21 protein-coding genes and 1 tRNA gene are annotated in these 22,967 nt (G+C 64.8%); 6 read left to right on the plus strand and 16 right to left on the minus strand.

What is annotated here, in order from left to right; all coding sequences use genetic code 11:
- The first annotated feature begins 54 nt into the window (after positions 1-54).
- Positions 55-1,398 carry an oxygenase MpaB family protein gene (locus ACE103_RS41550; protein WP_375777658.1) on the plus strand — a complete coding sequence of 448 codons (1,344 nt, stop codon included), beginning with the start codon at positions 55-57 and terminating at the stop codon, positions 1,396-1,398.
- Positions 1,399-1,448: 50 nt separating this feature from the next.
- On the opposite strand, the gene ACE103_RS41555 is transcribed toward ACE103_RS41550, so the two are convergent.
- From ACE103_RS41555 to ACE103_RS41565, 3 genes are all read right to left on the minus strand, one after another.
- Entirely contained in the window at positions 1,449-1,706 is a 258-nt protein-coding gene (locus tag ACE103_RS41555; protein WP_374708036.1) for a GCG_CRPN prefix-to-repeats domain-containing protein, read from the minus strand.
- 108 nt (positions 1,707-1,814) lie between these two features.
- Complete coding sequence (locus tag ACE103_RS41560) at positions 1,815-2,852, minus strand: alpha/beta fold hydrolase (RefSeq protein WP_375777659.1); 1,038 nt, start codon at positions 2,850-2,852, stop codon at positions 1,815-1,817.
- A gap of 119 nt (positions 2,853-2,971) precedes the next feature.
- Complete coding sequence (locus tag ACE103_RS41565) at positions 2,972-4,051, minus strand: LLM class flavin-dependent oxidoreductase (protein WP_375777660.1); 1,080 nt, start codon at positions 4,049-4,051, stop codon at positions 2,972-2,974.
- Positions 4,052-4,181: 130 nt separating this feature from the next.
- Between ACE103_RS41565 and ACE103_RS41570 the strand changes: the two genes are divergently transcribed.
- Positions 4,182-4,258 (plus strand) — tRNA-Arg (locus ACE103_RS41570).
- A gap of 71 nt (positions 4,259-4,329) precedes the next feature.
- On the opposite strand, the gene ACE103_RS41575 is transcribed toward ACE103_RS41570, so the two are convergent.
- From ACE103_RS41575 to ACE103_RS41595, 5 genes are all read right to left on the minus strand, one after another.
- Positions 4,330-4,749, minus strand: a complete 420-nt coding sequence (locus tag ACE103_RS41575; RefSeq protein WP_375777661.1) for a CBS domain-containing protein — start codon at positions 4,747-4,749, stop codon at positions 4,330-4,332.
- Between the two features lie 121 nt (positions 4,750-4,870).
- Entirely contained in the window at positions 4,871-5,683 is an 813-nt protein-coding gene (locus ACE103_RS41580) for a pentapeptide repeat-containing protein (protein WP_375781293.1), read from the minus strand.
- A gap of 254 nt (positions 5,684-5,937) precedes the next feature.
- The gene (locus ACE103_RS41585) at positions 5,938-6,360 is read right to left on the minus strand and encodes a PaaI family thioesterase (protein WP_375777662.1); all 423 of its coding nucleotides are present in this window, start codon (positions 6,358-6,360) and stop codon (positions 5,938-5,940) included.
- 20 nt (positions 6,361-6,380) lie between these two features.
- The gene (locus tag ACE103_RS41590) at positions 6,381-7,619 is read right to left on the minus strand and encodes a CaiB/BaiF CoA transferase family protein (protein WP_375777663.1); all 1,239 of its coding nucleotides are present in this window, start codon (positions 7,617-7,619) and stop codon (positions 6,381-6,383) included.
- A complete protein-coding gene (locus ACE103_RS41595; protein WP_375777664.1) occupies positions 7,606-8,307 on the minus strand; it encodes a haloacid dehalogenase type II in 702 nt (233 codons plus the stop codon). The genes ACE103_RS41590 and ACE103_RS41595 overlap by 14 nt, the downstream gene beginning before the upstream one ends.
- A gap of 95 nt (positions 8,308-8,402) precedes the next feature.
- Between ACE103_RS41595 and ACE103_RS41600 the strand changes: the two genes are divergently transcribed.
- Complete coding sequence (locus ACE103_RS41600; protein ID WP_375777665.1) at positions 8,403-9,305, plus strand: LysR family transcriptional regulator; 903 nt, start codon at positions 8,403-8,405, stop codon at positions 9,303-9,305.
- On the opposite strand, the gene ACE103_RS41605 is transcribed toward ACE103_RS41600, so the two are convergent.
- Positions 9,302-10,711 carry an MFS transporter gene (locus tag ACE103_RS41605; RefSeq protein ID WP_375777666.1) on the minus strand — a complete coding sequence of 470 codons (1,410 nt, stop codon included), beginning with the start codon at positions 10,709-10,711 and terminating at the stop codon, positions 9,302-9,304. The genes ACE103_RS41600 and ACE103_RS41605 overlap by 4 nt on opposite strands.
- A 298-nt stretch (positions 10,712-11,009) precedes the next feature.
- Between ACE103_RS41605 and ACE103_RS41610 the strand changes: the two genes are divergently transcribed.
- Positions 11,010-12,245 carry a hypothetical protein gene (locus ACE103_RS41610; protein WP_375777667.1) on the plus strand — a complete coding sequence of 412 codons (1,236 nt, stop codon included), beginning with the start codon at positions 11,010-11,012 and terminating at the stop codon, positions 12,243-12,245.
- A gap of 84 nt (positions 12,246-12,329) precedes the next feature.
- Here ACE103_RS41610 and ACE103_RS41615 read toward each other — a convergent pair whose 3' ends face one another.
- The 4 genes from ACE103_RS41615 to bioB all read right to left on the minus strand — a co-directional run bounded on the left by ACE103_RS41615 (position 12,330) and on the right by bioB (position 16,434).
- Complete coding sequence (locus ACE103_RS41615; RefSeq protein WP_375777668.1) at positions 12,330-13,592, minus strand: adenosylmethionine--8-amino-7-oxononanoate transaminase; 1,263 nt, start codon at positions 13,590-13,592, stop codon at positions 12,330-12,332.
- Positions 13,589-14,221 carry a dethiobiotin synthase gene (gene bioD / locus ACE103_RS41620; protein WP_375777669.1) on the minus strand — a complete coding sequence of 211 codons (633 nt, stop codon included), beginning with the start codon at positions 14,219-14,221 and terminating at the stop codon, positions 13,589-13,591. The genes ACE103_RS41615 and bioD overlap by 4 nt, the downstream gene beginning before the upstream one ends.
- On the minus strand, positions 14,218-15,372 hold the full coding sequence (locus ACE103_RS41625; protein WP_375777670.1) for an 8-amino-7-oxononanoate synthase: 1,155 nt from the start codon (positions 15,370-15,372) through the stop codon (positions 14,218-14,220). Before ACE103_RS41625 ends, bioD begins: the two co-directional genes overlap by 4 nt.
- 66 nt (positions 15,373-15,438) lie before the next feature.
- Positions 15,439-16,434: a biotin synthase BioB gene (gene bioB, locus ACE103_RS41630; RefSeq protein WP_375777671.1), complete on the minus strand. Its 996-nt coding sequence runs from the start codon at positions 16,432-16,434 to the stop codon at positions 15,439-15,441.
- Positions 16,435-16,556: 122 nt separating this feature from the next.
- Here bioB and ACE103_RS41635 point away from each other — a divergent pair, with 122 nt between their 5' ends.
- A complete protein-coding gene (locus ACE103_RS41635) occupies positions 16,557-17,195 on the plus strand; it encodes a GntR family transcriptional regulator (RefSeq protein WP_375777672.1) in 639 nt (212 codons plus the stop codon).
- A gap of 114 nt (positions 17,196-17,309) precedes the next feature.
- Positions 17,310-17,735, plus strand: coding sequence for a GFA family protein (locus ACE103_RS41640; protein WP_223971789.1), 426 nt, complete (start codon positions 17,310-17,312; stop codon positions 17,733-17,735).
- Between the two features lie 175 nt (positions 17,736-17,910).
- On the opposite strand, the gene greA is transcribed toward ACE103_RS41640, so the two are convergent.
- From greA to ACE103_RS41655, 3 genes are all read right to left on the minus strand, one after another.
- Positions 17,911-18,393 carry a transcription elongation factor GreA gene (gene greA / locus ACE103_RS41645; RefSeq protein ID WP_375777673.1) on the minus strand — a complete coding sequence of 161 codons (483 nt, stop codon included), beginning with the start codon at positions 18,391-18,393 and terminating at the stop codon, positions 17,911-17,913.
- Positions 18,394-18,523: 130 nt separating this feature from the next.
- Positions 18,524-21,670: an efflux RND transporter permease subunit gene (locus ACE103_RS41650; RefSeq protein ID WP_375777674.1), complete on the minus strand. Its 3,147-nt coding sequence runs from the start codon at positions 21,668-21,670 to the stop codon at positions 18,524-18,526.
- Complete coding sequence (locus ACE103_RS41655) at positions 21,667-22,902, minus strand: efflux RND transporter periplasmic adaptor subunit (protein ID WP_374708035.1); 1,236 nt, start codon at positions 22,900-22,902, stop codon at positions 21,667-21,669. Before ACE103_RS41655 ends, ACE103_RS41650 begins: the two co-directional genes overlap by 4 nt.
- Between the last annotated feature and the right edge of the window lie 65 nt (positions 22,903-22,967).

Here is a 22,967-nt window from a genome sequence, read left to right on the forward strand (position 1 = left end):
CCTATCGCTTGATATAAATTGGTGGCAGCCAATGAGGATCAGGGAGAGCCGCGGATGCAGGCCGGAACGCTGGAAAAGCTGCGCAGCAGCGTCGCCGCGCAAAAGGAGAGGAATCCCGGGATCTACGGCAAGGTCGATTTCTCCATCGTCCCGGAACGATTTGCCCAAGATGCCGGCACGCCGAGCGTGCTTCCCGAAAAATTCGCGGCCGCCCGCGCGGCGTTGCTGGCCGACGCCGACCGCATGGCGTTCATCCGCAGCTACACGATGATGGGCGATCCGCCCGCCGACGCCTATGCGGCGCTGATGCGGGAATACGGGTTCCGCCGGCTGGTCACCATGCTGGTTCAGGCCTGCGATGCCGGCGTCGAGGCGGTGGCCGATGCGCCGCCCGAGCTGATCGCGCTGATCCGCGACATGGAGCGCACGCCCGCCTGGCTCGATATGAAGCTGGTCGAGGAAGGCGCTCGGATCGATCGCAACGCGGCCGCCAATCTGAGCCCCTTCATCATCCGCGGCGCGTTTTTCGCCACCTTCATGAACAAGTATGCGGCGCTGCCGATGGCGATCACCAACGCCTTGTCGAGCGGCTCGTCGGCACGGCGCGTCAAGGAGACCGCGACATTCTTCGCGACGTCTGTGCTGCCCGGTGCGCTCGGCCGGTTCGGCGCAGGCTTCAAGGCAGCGGCGATGGTGCGGCTAATGCATTCGATGGTGCGCGCCAACGTGATGCGCCGCGCCGACAACTGGGAAATTTCGGTCTACGGCATCCCGATTCCGCAGGTCGACCAAATGCCTGCCGGACTGATCCCGATCTTCCTGCTGGCACAGAAGGTGCTGGCCGACGGTCGCACGGAGTTCACGCCGGAGGAACGGGCCCGCGTCGAGCTTGCGCGCTACCGCTGCGTCCTGCTCGGCCTGCCGGAGGACCTGCTCGCCGATACGCCGAAGGGAATTGTCGATCTCATGCTGCTGCGTTCCGCGACGCTGCGGGCCGGCTATGACGACAAGACCTGCGGCGAACTGGTCCGGGCCACGATGGCGGCAACCTTGCGCTCCGACGAGTCCTTCGGCAGCCGCCTGTTCGAATTCTTCGAGCGCAGCTTCGCGAAGACGTTCTTCCTGAACAGCTTCATGAACGGCGACAGGGCCAGGGCCGCATCGATCGGCGTGCCGATCACAGCAAGGGATCGCACTGTGACGGCACTGGTCGGGATCTTCCTGTTCACCCGGCTTGCGCTCTATCGGCTGGCGTCGCGGATTCCCGGCCTGCGCGAGGCAGCCGACCGTCGGCTGGTCAAGCGAATCGAAAGTCTGCTGAAGGACTACGGCCACGCCGAGTTCACGACGGACGCCGCCGCCTATCGGCCGGCGCAGGCGTCGGCCGCGAAGTCCTAAGGCGCGTGGACCGGGTCGCCGCGCGACATACGCACCGGCGGCCTCGGTGCCTAGAGCCAATCCTTCGTCGTCTGGGCGCAAGCCTGGTAGTCGCGCCGCCAGATGAAGCCGCCGCCACCACAGGGGGGACGTGGGCGCGAGGTGGCGGGGCACTCGTTCCTGACCGGCGCGCTGGTGGCCCAGCCGTCGATCACGCAGGCACCTCGTGAGGTCCTGTGGCAACCGTCGCCACATCCCTCTGCGGCGTTGGCGGGGGTCAAGCTGAGGAACGCGCTGGCTGTCAGAAGCGTGATCAAACCTGCTCTCATGATGTTCTCCATCGAGCTGTCGGTTCTGATACTCCATTCGCGAGACGAGCGTAGGCAATCCCCACGCCGCTTGCCACCGATTTCACGCACAAATTCCGGTGTGCGGTATCAGCGCGCCGCCTCGCAGCCGGGGATGTCGAACACCGCAGTCAGGCCGCAGGGCGAGTTGAGCATCTTGCCGCCCTCGTGGCCGACGCCGGGCACATCCCACAGGCTGTGGTTCGGCGCGCCGTGGTCGCGGGCCTGCATCGCCGCGACATAGGAATGCCCGCGCGCGTAGCGATACGGCCCTTCGGCTTCCGCCATGCAGGATTTGTCGAGCGCGGGATGATTTGGGTTAGTGTCGAGCGTTCCCAATAGATAGATCACGCGGCGCGCGACATAGGCCTGCTCCAGCGCCGTTGGCGAAGGCTCGGCGAGATAGGGCGGACGGTCGTCCATGCCGAACTTCCAGCTGTTGTAGCCTTCGCACTTCGCGGCGATCGCGGGCTCCGGTCGCTCCTTGGTGAAATAGGCGTAGGAGGACGGATTGGCGACGACGTAGCGCACGCCGATGCCCTCGTGCAGCAGCACCTGGTCGCCCTTCACGGCGATCGCATAGCGCTGCACCACCTGGCCGCCACCGGAATGGCCGAACACGACGACCTGCTTCAGGTTCGGAAACAGCTTGCGGTCGCCGAGTTTTGCCAGGATGGCGTCGAGCGCCTCGAACGAGCTTGCAGGACTCGGCGCGACCGCGGGCTCGCCGCCCTGCCAGCCATAGAGGCTCCAGCGCAGCGTTTCCGCCGGCAGCTTGAACGCCTCGACATCGGGCTCGATCAAGAATTGCGGCGCGATCATCAGCGTGCTCTTGCCGATATCGCCGGCCGCGGCCTGCGCGCTCAGCGCCGCGCGAAAATAGTCGTCGGCATTGCGCAGCACGCCGTGCAGCACCAGCACCGCGCGGGTGACGTCCGGCAGCGGATTGGACCAGTCGGCCGAGAGGTAGACGGGAAACATCGCGCCGCCGACGGCAATGCGACCGCTCGCGATCTCCTTGACCGGCTTTTTGTCACGCTCGATCTGTGCCTGCGTTGCCGACGCGACCGGTGCGTGAGCTGTCGCGATCAGCAGTGTCAACGCCGCAAGCCAGGCTCGGTGATGCATAGTTCATTCTCCGTTGGTGCCGCGAGCGGCGATGCGATCCGGCGGGATCATCGCGCATTGGATGCCGGATCACGCATGAAATTTCGGAAAGGCAGGACACTTCGGAAAGGCAAGACACCTCACGCCGCGAGCCGCCCGCGGTTATTCGCGACGAGGATCGGACGGATCAGGCGGCCGAACCGCTCGGCCTCCTCGTCGTGCAGGTAGCCGGACAGGCAAAACGAGTGGCAGCCGGCGTCGATGAACTGCTGCAAGGTCGCGGCACATTGCTCGGGATTGCCGACAACCGCGATGCCGGCACCGGGCCGCACCTTGGTGATCCCGGTCCACAGATGCGGCATCAGGAGATCGCCATAGTCGCGCGCGAGCTGCTGCACGCGCTGATTGGCCTCGGAGCGGACGTAGAGCGTCTTCATCTCCTGCTTCTGCCGCTCGGTGGCGTGGCGCACCAGCTGATCGGCGGCCTCCCAGGCGTCCGCCTCGCTCTCGCGGCAGATCACCTGCAGCCGCATGCCGAAGCCGATCGCGTCCTCGCGGTCATGCGCCCGCGCCATCCGCCTGATCTCGGCGATATTGTCCGCGATGCGCTCCGGCAGATCGCCCCAGAACAGATGGACGTCGGAATGCTTCGCCGACACCTCCCAGGCCTGCCGGGAGCCGCCGCCGAGATAGAATTTTGGAAACGGCTGCTGCAGCGGACGCGGGCGGATATGTGCGCCCGAGATGGTGTGAAACCTGCCCTGGAAATTCACCGGACCACGCGTGGTCCACAACGCCTTCAGGATCGAGACCTCCTCCTCCATCAGCGCGTAGCGTTCTTCCTTGGCGTAGCGCACGCCTTCGGCCTCGACCTCGCTCTCGTTCTGGCCGGCGATCAAATTGATGCAGATCCGCCCGCCCGACATCTGGTCGAAGGTCGAGATCATCTTGGCCATCAGCACCGGGTTGATATAGCCGGGCCGTGCTGCGATCAGCGGCTTGATCCGGGCCGAGCGCGCCGCCATGAAGGCGCCGGATATCCAGGCCTCCCAGCACACCGAGCCGACCGGGATCAGGAGATATTCGAACCCGGCGTCCTCGGCTGCCTTGACCACGCGCTCGCAGAGTTCCGGCGACCCGGCGATTTGCGCTTCCATCAGCCCATAGGCCGTGGTGTCGCCATGCGTGGGCAGATACCAGCCGAATTCCAGCGGACGCATCGGCAAACTCCCTCGAAAGACGGCCGTTTCCGGCAGGCCTGTCATATTGGCGTAGGCAGTTTACAGCCGTTAACCGGCCGGACAACGCCGTTGCCGACCCGGAGCCAATCAGCTAAATGGTGGCCGGTACGCACCCGTAGCTCAGCTGGATAGAGCGTTGCCCTCCGAAGGCAAAGGTCACACGTTCGAATCGTGTCGGGTGCGCCACTCCATTGTCGGGTTTGTCGTACGGCCATGGTGCCGGCCGATCTGCCGGGTTTCAGCAGACCGGCCTCGCCTCAATGATGAGCCGACACGCTCTTCATGTATTGGGACATCAGATCGGCACCGGCAAAGTGGCCTACGTCCCCCAGGCTGACCATGCCGACCATCCGTTTGCTCTTGTTGATGACAGGTAGCCTGCGGATCTTCAGCGTCTCCATGTGATGCACCGCTTTCGCCAGATCGTCGTCTTCGCGGCAGCAGTGGATTCCTTCGGTCATCACATCGCGCGCTGTGGTGCGCGTAGAGTTGAAGTCCTTGCTCGCAAGACCTTTGCAGACGAGGTCGCGATCCGTCACCATCCCGATCAGACGATCGTTTTGCCCGACCGGAATGCAGCCGACGTCGTGCCCTCGCATCAATTTCGCGATTTCAGTGATCGGGGTATCGGGGCTGACCCAATCGACGCCCTTGTGCATCACATCCTTGACCTTCATGGAGGACCTCCCTTGCAAGGCAGCAGCCCCCTCGCTCGCAACTATACGACAGATCGGGCGTGACCGCATGCGTGCTGCGCCTTGGTCAAGGCGCAGCGAGCAGGGCGCCGCAATTCGATCCCTAATTTGGCCGCCGTGCCAGGTCCAGGTTCCGGGCCTTGTCCAGATTGCTGGCCTCTGCCAGGGCGGCCGCGCCCGGCAGGACGGCCGACGCAAGGTCGGTCCCGGTGAAATCGGCGCCGGCGAGATTGGCGCCAGATAGATCTGCTCCCGCAAGGTCAGCCTTGTTGAGGTTGCAGTTCGCCAAATTGGCATTCTGCAACTGCGCGAATTCGAGATCGGCGCGCGCGAGATTGGCGCCGCTCAGATCCGCATTCCGGAGATCGGCGGATTTGAGCACGCCACGCATCAGGCCCATCGATTGGTTGCGCATATCGGCGCTCAAATCCGCGCCCGCGAGCTTGGCCCCGATCAGGCTGGCGCCGGATAGATCGGCGGTGATGCGAGCGCCGCTCAAATCGGCGCCGCCAAGCTTGGCGCGCTGCATCTGCGTGCCGAGCAGCGTCGCCTTGACGAGGGACGCCCCCGTCAGATCTGCGTCGATGAGCCAAGCCTGGTTCAGCATGGCCCGATCGAAGCGCGCTGCTTTCAAATTGGTTCGGTTGAGCTTTGCGAGATGAAGGTTGCCGCCGGAGAAGTCGAGGCCCGCGAGATCGAGGTGCGACAGCCGCTTTCCTTCCAAATCTGCGCCGCGTCGGTCCCCCTGAGGCGCGACCTTGAGGAGCACGTCGACTTCGGCGCGTGTCATCTCCGACGTCGTCATCTCGGGACTTTCGAGGTCGACGCCGCGCAACATGTCCTGCGACATGGCGGCAATCGGATCAACGAGCAGCGCCGCCATCGATACAAGGGCAAATGCGAGACGAAACCGCATCGCCGTCTTTCCGCTTTTGAGGTATCGCCGCTTCGCATCTTCGCATCGGCCGCGCCGTGGAGATGCAGTTCCGGCTTCAGAGTATGAAGCCGGATCACGATCCTGGCAACGCTCGTGACCGTTTCGTGCGAAGGAACGAGCCTCAGCAGGTCGTGCTTTCACGACATCGGGGATTTGCGTCAGGGGTCTGCTCCGCCGCGATACCCACGGCTTTGGCAGCGAGACAACGGGCCGACCCGAGCCGGCCGCGCTTCTCAGCTCCGGCTCAGCAGCTGCCAGGTCGATGTGGCGTGCGCGATCGGCTCGCCGGCTGCGGTGGAGGCCTGGGATTGCACGAAGAAGGTCTTGCGGCCGCGCTTCAGGAAGGTCGCATGACAGGTCACGCGCCCTTCGCGGACCGCGGCGAGATATTGCACCTTCATCTCGAGCGTGGTGCCGGCACCCGCGACGTGGTTGACGAGATGCCCCATCGAGATGTCGAGCGCGGTCGCGAGAACCCCGCCGTGCAGCGTGCCTTGCGGGTTGAACAGCGGCCTCTCGACGTCGAAGGAGACGATGCACGCCTCGCCTTGGTAGACGATATCGAGGCCGAAGAAGCGCGACAGGAAGAACGATCCGAATTCCTGCCGCTCGTCTTCGACGGCGCGGCGCATCATCTGCTCGGCGATATCTCTCATGACGACACTCTCATGACGACTCAAATGGGCGATCGCACCAAGGTCCGTCCAAAGTCTCCGAACGCGCCTTCGAGGGCGAATCTCTCGAGCCGATCGTCGGTCCAGCCGCGCCATTCCGCAAGCACCTCGCGCGTGTGCTCGCCGAGCATCGGCGGCGGCGTGGAAGGCGCCGGCGGTTCGTCGCCGAACCGCGTCGGCCGGGCGATGAACTTGACGCCCCCTGCCGCTGGATGGCTGACGGTCTGGACCATGCCGCGCTGTGTGAGTTGCGGCGTCTCGCAGACTTCGCCGACCGACTTGATCGCGCCGCAGGGAATGCCGGCCGCGGCGAGCGCCTGCAGCCAATCGGCGCGGCTCCTGCGGGCAAAGATCGGGGCGAGGATCGCGAAGAGTTCGTTGCGGCTCGCCGCGCGCTTCGGGGCGGTTTCGAAACGCGCATCTTCGCGCAGGTCCGGACGGCCGATGACGTCGCAAAAGGCCGCCCAGAACTTGTCGTTCGCGACCCCGACATTGATCCAGCCGTCACTCGCCTCAAACGGTTCGTACGGGCTGATGGTCGGATGGACGTTGCCCCGGCGTTTGGGGCTTTGTCCCGACGCGAAGTACATGCCGGCGTTGAACGTCAGCAGCGACGCCATGGCGTCGAGCATCGAGACGTCGACCCGGCCGCCCTCGCCCGTCCGGCTCTTCCGCATCAACGCGGCGAGCACCGAATGCGACGCATACAGGCCGGTGACGAGATCGGCGATCGAGGTGCCGACCTTGGTCGGCGGCCCCTTGGGATCACCGGTGATGTCCATCACGCCGGATTCGCCCTGCAGGATCAGATCATAGCCGGGGCGCAATGCGTCTGTACCGGTGCGACCGAATCCCGAGATGCTGCACAGGATGATGTCGCCCTTGCGGGCGCGCAGCGCGTCGAAGCCGAGCCCCCATTTGTCGAGCGTGCCCGGGCGGAAATTCTCGATCACGACGTCGGCCGCGGATGCGAGATCGAGCACCGCGTCGCGGCCCGCCGGCGACTTCAGATCGATCGCGCAACTACGCTTGTTGCGGTTCACCGACAGGAAATACGCGCTCTCGCCGCCGACGAAGGGCGGCCCGTAGCGGCGGCTTTCGTCGCCCTGCCTGGGATCCTCGATCTTGACGATGTCGGCACCGAGATCGCCGAGCTGCATCGTGGCAAAGGGACCGGAGACCACCCGGCAGAGATCTAGCACCCTGATGCCCGACAGCGGCTCGCGATCAGACGATCGCATCCGCGAGGTCCTTCATCGACGGCACCAGGATATCGGGCTGGTGCGGCGTGATGCCGAACGGGCGGCTGCGCCGGTCGATGAAGGCGGTGCGCATGCCGGCGGACTTGGCGCCGATGCAGTCGAAGGCGTGATTGGCCACGAACAGCACCTCGGCAGGCTTCACGCCCATGATCTCGGCCGCTTTCGTATAGGTCGCGACATGCGGCTTGAACGAATTGGCTTCCGCCACCGAGATCACGCGATCGAACGGGACCTTGTGGTACTGCTTCGCGGTCTCGAGCATGTCCGGATCGCCGTTCGACAGCACCACCAGTTTGTATCTGGCTTGCAGCCGCGCCAGCGCTTCCGGCACTTCCGGAAACGGCACCAGCTTCTCGATCTCGCCGACGAGGTAGCGCACCTCGTCCATCGTGTAGTCGATCTTGGCGCGGTCCATGACGTGGGACACCGCGCGATGGCCAATTTCGCGATAGGGCGTGTGCTCGCGATGCAGCAGCGCGTCGATCATCGAATTCTCGAAATGGGTGCGGCGCCACCATGTGACGAACGAATTCGGATCGCCCTTCCAGCCCTTCTTCGCAAGGAACGGCGTCGCGATCCTGGTCAGGCCGCCCTGCATGTCGACGACCGTGCCGTACTGATCGAACATGCAGATCTTCACTTCGCGCTTGATCGTCTCGGAATTCATTGGTGCCTCCTTGGTTCAGATCGATGGATACGCGCCGCATCACCATAAATGAAATGGATTTGTGATCTCTCGTTATTCACGATATGAATGACGACATGAACCTCCGATCCATCGACCTCAATCTGCTCGTCGCGCTGGACGCACTGCTGACCGAGCGTCATGTCACCAAGGCAGCCGACCGCGTCGGCCTCAGTCAACCTGCGATGAGCAACGCGCTCAACCGGCTGCGCGCGATGTTCGAGGACGAGCTTCTGGTGCGGACGACAAGCGGGATGAAGCCCACGCCCCGCGCCACCGAACTGGCGGAGCCGCTGCACCAGGTGCTGCGCCAGGTCGAGCGGGTGATGGCGAGCGATGCCGGCTTCGATCCAGGCCGAACGGAACGCGCCTTCACGATCAGGATGTCGGATATTCTTGCGTGTCTGCTGCTGCCGCGACTTGCCGCGGCGCGTCCGCCGGACGCGCGGATCTCCTACAACATCATCCATCTGCCGCCTTCGCTCACGATCGATGCGCTGGAGCGGGACGAGATCGACGTCGCTGTCAGCATGGGGCTCGAGCATTCCGCATCGATCCGTTCCGAGACGCTGCTGCGCGACCGCATGGTCTGCCTGATGCGGAGCGGTCACCCGATCAAGCGCGGGCGGCTGACCTTCGAGCGCTTCATCGCGCAGGAGCACATGAAGGTCTCGATGAGCCCGACCGATCTTCGCTTCGTCGACGATGTGCTCGCCGAACGCGGCCATCGACGGCGCATCACGCTGAATGTGCCGCATTGGCTGGTCGTGCCTCATGTCTTGAAGAGCGCCGATCTGCTCGCCGTGATGCCGAGGCATCTCGCTGCCGTGCTGATGGACGACGGTCTGCGGATGGAAGAACTGCCGTTCGAGTCAGCGCCGTTCGACTGGATGTTGTACTGGCATCGCAGATACGATCAGAGCAATGCCAACGGCTGGCTCCGCGATCGCCTCAGGACGGCATGCTCCGATCTGGGCTAGGCCCCGATGTCCGCCGGCCTCCTCGCGATGGACGAATGACTTGCTGCCTCGGCGTCGGTGACGGCCGACGCGTCCTCCAATGAGCGTCCCTTGGTCTCGAATCCGAACACAAGAAACACCACCGCCTGGAACACGAGGATGCCGGCCAGCGTCGTCAGCACGCCGGTCAAGCCTTGCCAGGCGAAGATCGCGACCACGACGTACTGCACCAGCGCGGTCGCGATGCGTCCGGACGTGGCGCAGATCGCCGTGCCGCGAAGCCGGTAGCGCGTCGGGAACAGTTCGGGGACGTGCATCGCGAACCCGGTCGCCAGCATGACGTAGATCGCGGTGACCAGCAGGAAGCCAATGCCCGCGAGCGCAGCACCGTCCGGCATGTACGGATAGGCGATGCCGAGCACGGCGGCCGCAATCGACGAGCAGACGATCGAGAGCCGGCGTCCGAGCCGGTCCGCCAGCACGAGCCCGATCAGCGATCCGACCGGCCCGCCCAGCGCCATCACGGTGGTGTAGCCCAGCGAGGAGACCACGCTGTGGCCGCCTTTGACCATGAAGGTCGGCAGCCAGCCGATGAACCCGTAGAGACTGAAGCCGACGACGATGTGCAGCAGGCTGCCGAGCAGCGTGCGCGCGAGATACGGCGGCTGGAACAGGCGCCAGACCGCACCGGGAGGCTCTTGCGCCGTCACGCTCGCGGCGACGGGAGCCAGCGTTCCCTTGCGCGTAGCTTCCGCTTCGATCGCCGATAGAATCTTCTCCGCCTCATCGGCGCGTCCGTTGGCGGCAAGCCAGCGCGGCGATTCCGGCATCGACTTGCGCAAGAACCAGACGATCATCGCCAGGATGCCGACGAGGGCGAACATGTAGCGCCATCCGAGCGTCGGGATCACCCACAGGCCGATCATGGACGATGCGAACAGCGAGAAGTTGGTGATCACGGCGAGCAGTCCGATCCAGCGGCCGCGCGAAGCGGCCGGCACGAACTCGGTCAACGTCGCGTAGCCGACCACGATCTCCGCGCCGAGCCCGATGCCGATGATGAAACGCAGGCCGATCAGGACGGTCATGCTGGGTGCGAAGGCCGCCGCGATCGACGCCAGACCGAAGATCGCGAGGTTCATCTGGTAGGAGAAGCGGCGACCGAAGCGGTCGCCAAGGATGCCGGAGAACCAGGCCCCGATCGTCATGCCGACGAAGGTCGCGGAGACGAAGGCCGCGTTGAGCTCGAGCGTGGACCAGCCTTCCTTGAGCACAGCGCCCAGCACGCCGCCGGCCAGATAGATGTCGAATGCATCGAGGAACATGCCGGCGCCGATCAGGGCCAGGATACGCCAGTGGAAACCACAGATCGGCAGCCTGTCGAGGCGTGCGCCCGCGTTGATGTCGATGTCGGCGGATCGCGCCATTCCAAACCTCCCTGCCCGGCCTTATGCGAGCCGGATGTTCCGATCATCGATTGATGACGCGCAGGGGGTCGTCGTCCAATTCAAAACGAAAATTCGACTATTTGGCGCAGTGATGAAGCCGGCGCGAGCGCACGCTCGCGTTCCATCCTGACACCGAGCTGACTTGCATCTGTCGTCGTTAACGATCCCATCGTCGCGCGATCACGTGATCGCACGTCAGCGCACATATTCACAACGGGTTCATGCCGGCGCGACTATTCGAGTCTGAAGCTGGGGAAGCAAGATTGGAGTATCTGCCATGCGCCGCATCGCCGGACTGCCTCTCGCCCTGGCTCTCAGCCTCTGCTGTCTTTCGCCACCTACGCCAGCGCGCGCGCAGCTCGCCATCAGCATCACCGTCGATGCGGCACCGCCGCCGTTGCCGGTGTACGAGCAGCCGCCGATCCCAGGCGATGGCTACATCTGGACTCCCGGCTATTGGGCGTGGAGCGACGATATCGGTTACTACTGGGTGCCCGGCACGTGGGTGCTGCCGCCCGCGCCTGAATTGCTATGGACGCCCGGCTACTGGGGCTGGAACGATGGCGCCTACGGCTTCCACGCCGGATATTGGGGAGCGAGCGTCGGCTTCTACGGCGGCATCGCATACGGCTTCGGCTACACCGGTCTCGGCTATGACGGCGGCTATTGGCGCGGCGGCAGCTTCTTCTACAACCGCTCCGTCACCAACATCACGAATGTCTCGGTCACCAACGTCTACAGCAAGACCGTCATCAACAACACGACCAATGTCAGTTACAACGGCGGCACCGGTGGCACCACGGTGAGACCGACGCCGCAGCAGCTCGCTGCCGCGAGCGAGCACCATGTGGCCGCGACCGGCGAGCAGACGCGGCACGCGGAAGCGGCGATGAAGGATCCGGCGCTGACGCTTGCCAACAATCACGGTCGTCCGGCGATCGCCGCGACCGCGCACGCGGCACGGTTCAGCGGCGCCGGCGTGATCGCCGCGCATCCAGGCAAGCCAATCGCGGCGCCGCCGCCCCGGCATGCGCAGCCCGCGACCGGCCACGCTCTGCCGACGGGAAACGCCCTGCCGCCAGGACACGCATTGCCGACAGGAAGCGCTTTGCCGGCGGCACATGCTCTACCGAACGGAAGCGCGCTGCCGCCAGTACACACACCGCCAGCAGGACATGCCCTGCCTGCGGGACACGCTCTGCCGGTAGCAGCCCACGCGCCGCCGACAGGGCATGCTCTGCCCGGCGCCGGCCAACATCCTGCACCGGCGCCGCATGTCGCCGCGCCGGCGGTGCATGCTCCGAGGCCGCAATTCGCACAGCATGCACCACCGCCGCCACGTGCGGTCGTGCATCCGCCGGCGCCGCACGTCGCGCGGCCGGCCGTGCACCGTCCTCCGCCGCCGCCCCGGCGTGCGCCACCGCCGCATGTGTCACGGCCGGCACCTCGGCCCCATCCTGCGCCACGACCGCATCCTGCTGCGAGGCCGCATCCGGCGCCACACAAGCACTGACGATCCAGTTCATCGGCGTGCCTGCAAGGGCACGCCGATTTCGTATCAAACCCATCGCTGCACAGAGGCACGCGAGGCGCGACGTCAGACCAGTTCGTCGGCCGCATCCCCGATCGCGGCGTAGATTTCCTTGAGGTCCGCCTCCGTCACACAGTAAGGCGGCATGACGTAGATCGTGTTGCCGAGCGGCCGCAGCAGCAGGTTTCGACGCGCGAAGAAGGCCTGAAGTCTGGGACCTATGCCGGCGAGATAACCGGCATCGCTTGCCTTCAGGTCAAGCGCGGTGATGGTGCCGGTGCGGCGGACGTTCTCGAAGCGGGCGTCGGCGCGGAATGGTGCGATCAGACACTCCTGCATCGCGGGGAGCGATGTGGCGCGCTCGCCCGCGCCATGTTGCCAGAGCTCGAGGTTTGCCCTTGCCGCAGCGCAGGCGACCGGGTTTGCCGTATAAGAACTGGAGTGGAAGAACATCCGCGAACGATCGCTGGAATAATGCGCGTCGTAGATCTCAGCACGGCAGAGCGTCACCGCGAGCGGCAGCGATCCGCCGGTGAGACCCTTCGAATAGCAGGCGATGTCCGGCGTGACCTCGGCCTGCTCGCACGCGAACAATGTGCCGGTGCGGCCCCAGCCAGTCATCACCTCATCGGCAATGAACAGCACATCATGGGCTTCGCAGATCCGGTTCATCTCCTTCAGCACCGAGGGCGGATACATCAGCATCCCGCCCGCGCCGAGGATCAGCGGCTCGACGATGAAGGCAGCCGCGGTTTCCGTCTTGCATGCAGTTTCGAGCGCATCGAGTGTCGCCTGCTCGCAACCTGCAGCCGGAAACGGGATCGATTCGACGTCGAACAGCAGCGGCTCGTAGGCCTTGTTGAAGACGCCGCGTGCGCCGACCGACATCGTCCCCACGGTGTCGCCGTGGTAGGAGTGCTGCATCACGATGATCCGCGTGCGCGGCACGCCGATATTGTGCCAGTAGCCGAGCGCCATCTTCAGCGCCACTTCCACGCTGGTCGAGCCGGAGTCGGAGAAGAACACATACTCCAGGCCGCGCGGCGCAAGCGTCAGCAGCTGCGCGGCAACCTCTTCGGCCGGATCATGGGTATGGCCGGCAAAGATGATCTGGTTGAGCTGTTCCGCCTGGTTCTGGATCGCGCGCACGATATGCGGGTGGCAATGGCCGTGGGTCACGACCCACCAGGATGAGATCGCATCGATGATGCGGCGATCATCCGCGGTGTAGAGATAGGCGCCCTCCCCGCGCACGATCCTGGTCATCCGGTCGTGCAGCGCGTGCTGGGTGAAGGGGTGCCAGATCGACGATTTCCGAGTTGATGTCATGGGTTGAAATCGTCGCGCCGGAACGAGGCGTTGAAAGCCGTTTGCAGCGTGTCTGCGGCGAGCCGAGGCAGCCAGGGCAACCGGCCCAGCCGGCGGACCTGCCCGATTTCGCAGATGGCACGCTCGCTCTCGGGATTGCTTTCACCGATGAAGGCGATCCCGAGAATGTCGATGTTGCGCTTGCGCAGCGCCTCGACCGACAACAGCGAATGATTGATGGTGCCGAGCGCGGTGCGGGCGCAGAGCACCACCGGAAGCCGCCATCGCGCGAACATGTCGATAAAGAGCGTGTCGCCGTTCAGCGGCACCATCAGCCCGCCGGCGCCCTCGATCACCAGCGGCCGGCCGGCGATATCGGGCACGTCGAGCGCGTCAGGCTCGATGCGCACGCCGTCGATCCCCGCAGATTGATGCGGCGACGCCGGCGTCCGAAGGCGATAGCGCTCCGGCACGATGCGATCGGCCGCAACACCCGCAAGCCGCGCCACCAGTTGCGCATCGGTCTCTTCCTCAAGACCGGACTGAACTGGCTTCCAGTAGCTCGCACCGAGGAAACCCGCGAGGCCGGCGGAGAAGATCGTCTTTCCGATCCCGGTATCGGTGCCGGTCACCACGATGCGGCTGGTCATTGCGACCAACCCTGCGTCTCCGCGACGAGCGCATCGAGCAGTGCACGCACGTCGTCCTCGTCGACATTAAGGGTCAGCGCAATGCGCAGCCGCGCGGTGCCCGCCGGCACGGTCGGCGGTCTGATGCCTCTGACGTCGAAGCCGCGCGCCTGCAGCGCAGAGGCAAGCCGCATCGCGCGCGCATTGTCGCCGACGATATAGGGCACGATCTGCGAACGCGACGGACTGCGCCAGCCGCGCAGATCGAGCTCGCGATGGGTGAACGCAACCAGTTCAGCAAGGCGCTGCTGGCGCTCGGGCTCCTGCTGCAGGATCAGCAGCGCCTCACGCACGGCGACGGCCACGAGCGGCGACGGCGCGGTGGCGAAGATGAACGGGCGGGACCGATTGACCATGAAGTCGCGCAGCACGGTGGACGCCGTGACCAGCGCGCCTGCGGCGCCCAGCGCCTTGCCGCAGGTATGAACGATCACGAGATTCTCGCGCCCTTCATAGGGCGCCGTCAGCCCGCGCCCCTGTTCGCCGTAGACGCCGGTGCCGTGCGCTTCGTCCACCATCAGGAACGCGTCGTGCCGTTCGACGAGGGCTATGAGGTCGTCGAGCGGCGCAACGTCGCCGTCCATGCTGTAGACGCTCTCGACCACGATCCAGACCCGGCCCATTCCGCCCTCGGCGCGCCAGCCGCGGATAGTGCCCTCGACCGACCCAGGGTCATTGTGCGCGCTGAACCGGAACTCGGCGCGGCCGGCCCGCGCGCCTTCGTGGATGCTGGCGTGCACCAGCGCATCGAGCACGAGCAGATCGCCGCGCTGCGGCAGCGTCGTCAGCACGGCGAAGTTGGCGACATAGCCGCCGCCGAAGAACAGCGCGGTCTCGGCGCGGAAGAACGCGGCGGCCTCGGCTTCCAGCCTCTCGTGCTCCTCGCAATTGCCGCGCAACAGCCGCGACCCGCCGGCGCCGATCGGCGTGCCGGCCTCGATCGCGGCCGAAACGGCCCGCTTGATGCGCGGCGCGCTCGCGAGCGCCAGATAGTCGTTCGATACGAAATCGATGCCCGCGCGCGGCTTGAGACCGCGCAACCGATCGTCCTTGCTCAGGGCGTGCAAGGCCGCGGCGTAATCAGCGGCCTTGGCCGCCTGGATTGCGCTCATGATTCACTCTCAGGATGGTGGTTGGTCGCGTGCCGAACGACGCCACGCGCGTGCCGGAGATTACGGTCAGGCGAGACGGGATGTGATGCCGAGCCGATCCAGCAGATCGGCATCGCGATCCCGCTGCGGGTTCTTGGTGGTCAGCAGCACGTCGCCGATGAAGATCGAATTGGCGCCGGCGAGGAAGCACATCGCCTGCAGCTCATCGGTCATGTATTGCCGTCCGGCCGACAGCCGCACCACGCTGTTCGGCATCATGATCCGTGCCGTGGCAACCAGCCGCACCAGCGCGATCGGATCGGGCCGCTCGGCGGTGTCGTTGACCGGCACGCCCTTCACCTCGTTCCACAGATTGATCGGCACACTCTCCGGATGGCTGGGGAGATTGGCGAGCAGCATCAGCATGCCGAGCCGGTCTTCGACCTGTTCACCCATGCCGATAATGCCGCCGCAGCAGACCTTGATGCCGGCGTCGCGCACATGCGCAAGCGTATCGACGCGGTCCTGCAAGGTGCGGGTGGTGATGATCTTGTCGTAATACTCCGGCGAGGTATCGACGTTGTGGTTGTAGAAATCGAGTCCGGCATCGGAGAGGCGTCCGGCCTGGTCAGGCGTCAGCATGCCGAGCGTGACGCAGGTTTCCATGCCGAGACCCTTGACCGCACTGACCATGTCGCAGACCTGATCGAGATCGCGGTCCTTGGGGCTGCGCCAGGCGGCGGCCATGCAGAAGCGGGTTGCGCCGGCATCCTTGGCGCGCTGCGCGACCGCAACAACCTCGTCCCGCGGCATCAGGCGGGTGGCCTTCAGGCCGGTGTCGTAATGGGCGCTTTGCGAGCAGTAGCCGCAGTCTTCCGGACAGCCGCCGGTCTTGATGCTGAGCAGGCTCGCGGTTTCGACGTGGTTCGGATTGAAATTGGCGCGGTGGATGCCTTGCGCCTGAAACATCAGGTCCGCGAACGGCAGGTTATAGAGCGCCTCGGCCTCGGCACGCTCCCAGTTCTTGCGCAGCGGTGCGCTGTTGTGGCTTTCGGTCCGTTCGATCTCAACGACATCAACCATCGGGCTTGCCTTCTTGCTTGTGCAGATCATAGATAATTCTGTATATTATCTATGATATTGGACTTAGAATGATGCTAGCCGAGGCCAAACAAGAGCGCACTCCTTTTTGCGATAGATAATCTATGAGCAGCGAAGGCGAGAACATGACGACCGCCGGGCGCATTGCCGAGGCGATCGGCGAACGGATCATCGGCGGCGCATTGCCGCCGGATGCGCCGCTCCGGCAGGACCATGTCGCGCGGGAATTCCATTCCAGCCATGTCCCGGTGCGCGAGGCCTTCAGGCAATTGGAGGCGCAACATCTCGTCGTTGCGGTGCCCCGTCGTGGGGTGCGGGTTGCTCCGCTCGACACCAAGTCGGTGAAGGAGATCGCCGAGATGCGCGCCGCGCTCGAGGTGGTGGCGTTGCGCAATGCCGCTCCCAGGTACACATCCGCCCATCTGGCACGGATCGAGGTCGCGCTGATCGAAGGCGACAATGCCGAGACGGTTCAGGAATTCGAACTGGCCAATCGCGCCTTTCATTACGCGCTGGTGGCGCCTTGCGCGATGCCGCGGCTGCTCGCCAGCCTCGACGGATTGCAGCTCGCAAATTCACGGTTGGTGTTTGCGATGGCGCGCAACGCCGGCTGGCGACCGCGGCCGAGCCAGGATCATCGCGTGATCCTACAGGCGCTGCGCGCGCGCAACATCGAGCAGGCCTGCAGCCTGCTCGCGCGGCATATTCAGACGATCGAGCGGCTTGCCCTGCCGGCGGCGTGATTGGAGCAGCGATCCGCTCTACGTTAGTTTTTCTCACACCATGGGCGAGTTCTTGAAGATTGTCCGGCTCGCAACCGAGAGATACGTTCACTCTGAACGGGAGACACGGGCAGCATGGTGGACGACATGAAGGTACGAGCGGGCCAGTGCCACTGTGGCGCGGTGCGTTTCGAGGTGATGCTCAGCGACGACTTCAATTCGATTCGCCGCTGCACCTGTTCCTATTGCCGAATGCGCGGCGCCGTCGTTGCCATGGCAGAAATGGGCGGGATCAAGTTCCTGCAAGGTGAGGACGTGTTGACGACCTACCGCTTCCATACCGGATCAGCGCAGCACTTCTTCTGCTCTCGCTGCGGAATATACACGCATCATCAACGGCGATCCGACCAGAGTCTCTATGCCGTCAACGTAGCTTGCCTCGACGGGGTAAGCCCGTTCGATTTCCCGGAAGTACCTGTGATGGACGGCGTAAATCATACCAACGACACCGGCAGGCCGACGCGTCGCGCAGGCACACTGCGCTTCATCTCGACCGACTAACGATCACCGTCTGCAACGACCGCGCGACAAGATTGAGTTGAATCATCATCGCGCTTGAGTTCGTTGGTTGCGCTAGCGCGTCGTCGAGCGAAATGGACACCGGTTCGCGTAAAGAAAACGCGTCAAGACAAGACTTGAGAGCTTCGGTTCTGATTCGATCAGAACCGAAAATGCTCTAGGCGATCGCGACGATCTCCAGCTCCTGGGCGCCCGAGCCTGCGACGTCGCCCACGGCTTTCCCCATTAACGATCTCGCCACCGGCGACACAAACGAGATCGAGCCGGCCTTGGGATCGGCTTCGTCCTCGCCGACGATACGGTAGGTCTGCACGCGGCCATCGGCGCGGCTGAACGTCACGGTGCTGCCGAAGGCAACGGTTTCGGTCGAGGCGGGGTCGGGGACGACCTGCGCGGTGCGGAGCCTTTCCGTGAGATAGCGTGTGTCGCGCAACGGCACCGCCGACTGCCGTCGCCGTTCGTTGACGTCATCCAGCTGCTGCGCGGCCTTGTAGGCCTCGCGCGCCTCCAGGAGCTGGCGCTCCAGTGCTTTCCGTCCTGCCTCGGTCACCAGATTGGGATGCGGCGATATGGGGCGGTCCGGCAACAGCGTTTCGGACGCGGTCTCGGCACTTTCTTCCTTGGTAAAGGCAACGCTCAATCCGGAACTCCATCGATCAAGCGGGCAGTATAGCCCCGCCTGACCCGCGCCGCTAATGCCCGATGGGGTTACGCTGGATCGTCATCGCAGATTAGCTCGTTGTTCACGCATGATCCTTCCGGATCATGCGCTAATGCGACGTCGGCTGTTCCGTCTTGCCGCGACGACCGAAGCGGCTCTTCACACCCTCGCGCCAGCCCTGGAAGGTGACGAACAGCATCGGCACCAGGAAGATGCCGATCGAGCTGGCGGCCAGCATGCCGCCGAACACCGCGGTGCCGACCGCACGGCGGCTGATTTCCGCGGCTCCGGTCGCGACCACCAGCGGCACCAGGCCGAGGATGAAGGCGATCGAGGTCATCATGACGGCACGGAAACGCATCTGCGCGCCCATTGTCGCGGCCTCCGCGATCGGCCGGCCGGCCTCGCGCTGCTCCTTGGCGAATTCGACGATCAGGATGCCGTTCTTGGCGGCGAGCGCGATCAGCACCACGAGGCCGATCTGGCCGTACAGATCGAGGTTGAGACCTGCGAGCTTGATGCCGAGATAGGAGCCCAGCACGCCGACCGTGACCGATAGCAGCACGGGAATCGGGATCGTCCAGCTCTCATACAGCGCCACCAGGAACAGATAGGCAAACAGCACCGCGAGCGCGAGGATGATGCCGGTCTGGCCGGATGCCGCCTGCTCCTGATAGGCGGTGCCGGTCCATTCATAGGAATAGCCGGAAGGCAGCGTCGTCTTGGACAGGTCGGCCATCGTCGCGATCGCGGTGCCCGAGGACACGCCCGCCGCCGGGCTGCCGTTCACCGTTACCGAGCGATAATTGTTGTAGCGCGTGATCACCTGCGGGCCGGTCACGATGCGCAGGCTTGCGATCGAGCGGATCGGCACCATCTCGCCGCCGGTGTTGCGCACATAGATCTGCCAGATGTCGGGGATGTCGCGCCGGTTGGCCGCATCGCCCTGCACGTTGACCTGCCAGGTGCGGCCAAACAGGTTGAAATTGTTGACATAGATGCCGCCGAGCGTGGCCTGCAGCGCGGTGAACACGTCGGCCATGTTGAGGCCGAGCGCCTGCGCCTTGGTGCGGTCGATATCGAGAAAGACCGACGGGTTGGTCGCGGTGAAGGTCGAGAACACGCGGGCCAGATTTGGATTGCGGTTCGCAGCGCCGATCAACCCGCCCATCACGCTGCTGAGCGATGCCGGATCCTGCCCCTCCAGCGCCTCGAGCTGATATTCGAAGCCGCCGGAGGTCGAGAGCCCGATGATCGGCGGCAGGTTGAACGGCAGCACCGAGGCTGAACGGATCTGCGATCCCGCGATGAAGGTCTGCCGGATCGCGGCCTGCACCGAGTCGGTGACGGCCTTGCGGTCGGCGAACGCCTTCATGCGCGCCACCATGAATGTCGAATTGGGCTCGCTGGCGCCGTCGAGCAGCGAGAAGCCGATGATCGACAGCACGTGGTCGACCGCCGGGTTCTTCTTCAGGATCGCTTCAACCTGCTTGGTGACCTCGCTGGTGCGCGCCACCGAAGCGCCGTCAGGCAGCTGCACCGCGATGAAGAACGCGCCCTGGTCTTCCTCGGGCAAGAAGCCGGTCGGCGTGATCTTCGACACGCCGAACACTGCGCCGGCAAACACCAGCACCGCAACCAGTGACAACACCGCCACGCGGACCAGCCGCTGCACGATGCCGGCATAGCCGTCGCGGACCCAGTCGATACCGTCGAGCACCCGTCCCATGATGCCGCGGCGCGGCCCGCCGTGACGCAGGAACACGGCGCACAACGCCGGCGACAATGTCAGCGCGTTCAGCGCCGAGATCACCATCGCGGCGCTGATCGTCACCGCGAACTGGCGGAACAGCGTGCCTGAGATGCCGGGAATGAACGCGATCGGCACGAACACCGAGAGCAGCACCAGCGAGATCGCGATGATCGGCGCCGTGATCTGCTCCATCGCCTTCTTGGTGGCATCCGCCGGCGACAGCTCCGGCTCCTCCTCCATGACGCGCTCGACGTTCTCGACCACGACGATGGCGTCGTCGACCACGATGCCGATCGCAAGCACCATCGCCAGCAGCGAAACCGTGTTGGCGGAATAGCCGAGTGCCAGCAGCACCGCGAAGGCGCCGATCAGGCTGACCGGAACCGCGACCGCCGGGATCACCGTGGCGCGCAGATTGCCGAGGAACAGGAACACCACGATCACGACGAGCACGAAGGCCTCGCCGAGCGTCTTCATCACTTCCTTGATCGTATCGGAGACGAAGGTCGTGGAGTCGTACTGCACGAGGTAGGTCAGCCCCGGCGGGAACCGCTCCGACAACTTCGCAAGCGTGGCCTGCACGGCCTTGGCCGTGGTCACGGCGTTGGCGCCGGGCGCAAGATAGATGCCCATCGGTACGCCGGGATTGCCGTCGATCCGCGACTCCGAGTCCGAGTTCTGCGCGCCGATCTCGACGGTTGCGACGTCCCTGATCCGCAGCACCGAGCCGTCGGGATTGGCCCGCAGCACGATGTCGCCGAACTGCTTGGATGTCGTCAGGCGGCCCTGGGTCTGCACGTTGAACTGGAACTGCTGGTCGTCGCTGATCGGGCGCGCGCCGATGCGGCCGACCGGCGCCTGCACGCTTTGGGCGCGGATCGCGGCGATCACGTCCGACGGCGCCAAATTGAGGCTGGTCAGGCGCTGGGTGTCGAACCAGATCCGCATCGAATAGTTCAGCTTGGCGAACAGCGAGGCCTGTCCGACGCCGGGCGTGCGCGAGATCGCATCCAGAACGTTGATGATCGCGTAGTTGGTAATGAACAGCGGATCCTGCTCGCCGCTCTTGCTGTAGAGCACGATGAACTGCAGCACGGCCGAGGATTTCTTCTGCACGGTCAGGCCCTGCGCCTGCACCTCGGTCGGCAATTGCGCGAGCGCGCTCTGCACCCGGTTGTTGACGTTGACGGTGTTGATATCGGGGTCGGTGCCGAGCGCGAACGAGACCGTCAGCGTATAGCTGCCGTCATTGCCGCTGGTCGACTTCATGTAGAGCATCTTGTCGACGCCGACGACCTGCGCTTCCAGCGGCTGGGCGACGCTCGATTCGACGACTTCGGCTGAAGCGCCGGGGAATACGGCCGAGACCGTGACTTGCGGCGGCACGATGTCAGGAAACTGGGCGACCGGGATTTGCATCAGCGCCAGCGCGCCCGCGATCGTGATCACGAACGCGATGACGATCGCAAGCCGCGGACGATCGACGAAGACAGCGGAAATCATGGGTTGTTGCCCGTTGCTTTCGGCGTGCTGCCAGCGCTGCCGTCTGCAGAAACCTTCATGCTGGACTGGATCAGCGCGCTGGCGGGTCCTGGCGCAACCACCTCGCCCGGCCTGACTTTCTGCAATCCCTCGACCACGACCTTGTCGCCAAGCGCGATGCCGCTCGTCACCGCGGCGATCGTCGATGTCGATTGCCCCAGCTGGATCCTCTTTTGCTCGGCCTTGTTGTCCGCGCCGACGACATAGACATATTCGCCCTGCTGGTCCGACAGCACCGCCGAGCGCGGGATCGCCAACACCTCGACCGGCTGCACGCCCTCCAGCAGCACGGTCACGAACTCATTGTCGGTCAGTTCGCGGACCGCACCGCCGGCTGCGACCGATGTGTACGTCGACGGGTTGGGGATAGTACCGCGCAACGAGATGGTGTCGGTGTTCTGAGTGATCGTGTTGTTGACGAAGTTCAGCTCGCCGACCTGATCGTAGAGCCGGCCATCCGTCAGGCGCACCCGGATCACGACGGCCTTGAAGCCACCGCGCGTCGCATAGCGTTCGCGCAGATCGAGCGCCTCGCGCACCGGTACGGGGAACGTGACATACATCGGGTCCTGGCTGACGATGGTCGTCAGGGTTCCCGAGCTCGGCGTCACGACATTGCCCTCGGTGACGGCGGTGCGTCCGATCCGGCCGTCGATCGGCGAGCGGATCACAGTGTAGTCGAGATTGATCTGGGACAAGTCGACCTGCGCCTGCGCGGCCTGCACCTGCGCCTCGAGGCTCTGCTGGTTGGCGACCGCCGCGTCGACGTTCGATTGCTGGCCGGCCGGTCCGCCCATCAAGGCCTTGGCCCGATCGGTGGTCAGCTTGGCGTTGACCAGCGTCGCCTGCAACTGGGCGACTTGCGCCTTCTTCGATGCCAGGTCGGCCTCGAACGGACCGCGCTCGAGTTGATACAAGAGGTCGCCGGCCTTGACCTCGGCGCCCTCGACGAAGTTCCGCTTCTCAAGAAACGCCGTGACGCGCGCCACCACGTTGACACGGTTGGGGGCCTCGATGCGTCCCAGGAATTCACTGGTCTCGGTGACCGGCCGCTTCACCGCCTCGAACACGCCCACGGCAGGAGGTCCGGGCGGCCCCGCCTGAGCATGGGCCGCCGACATCCCGAGTGCCGCCAATCCCGCCGATACCAGAAGCCCTGCCAATCCACCGAGCATTCGTTCCGTACCACTCATGCTGTCCAACCCTTCGGCTACCAACAAGCTCTACGAGACGGATATGACGTCGAGTTCCCTCAGAC

The organism is Bradyrhizobium sp. ma5 (assembly GCF_042258955.1).
Lineage (GTDB): Bacteria > Pseudomonadota > Alphaproteobacteria > Rhizobiales > Xanthobacteraceae > Bradyrhizobium.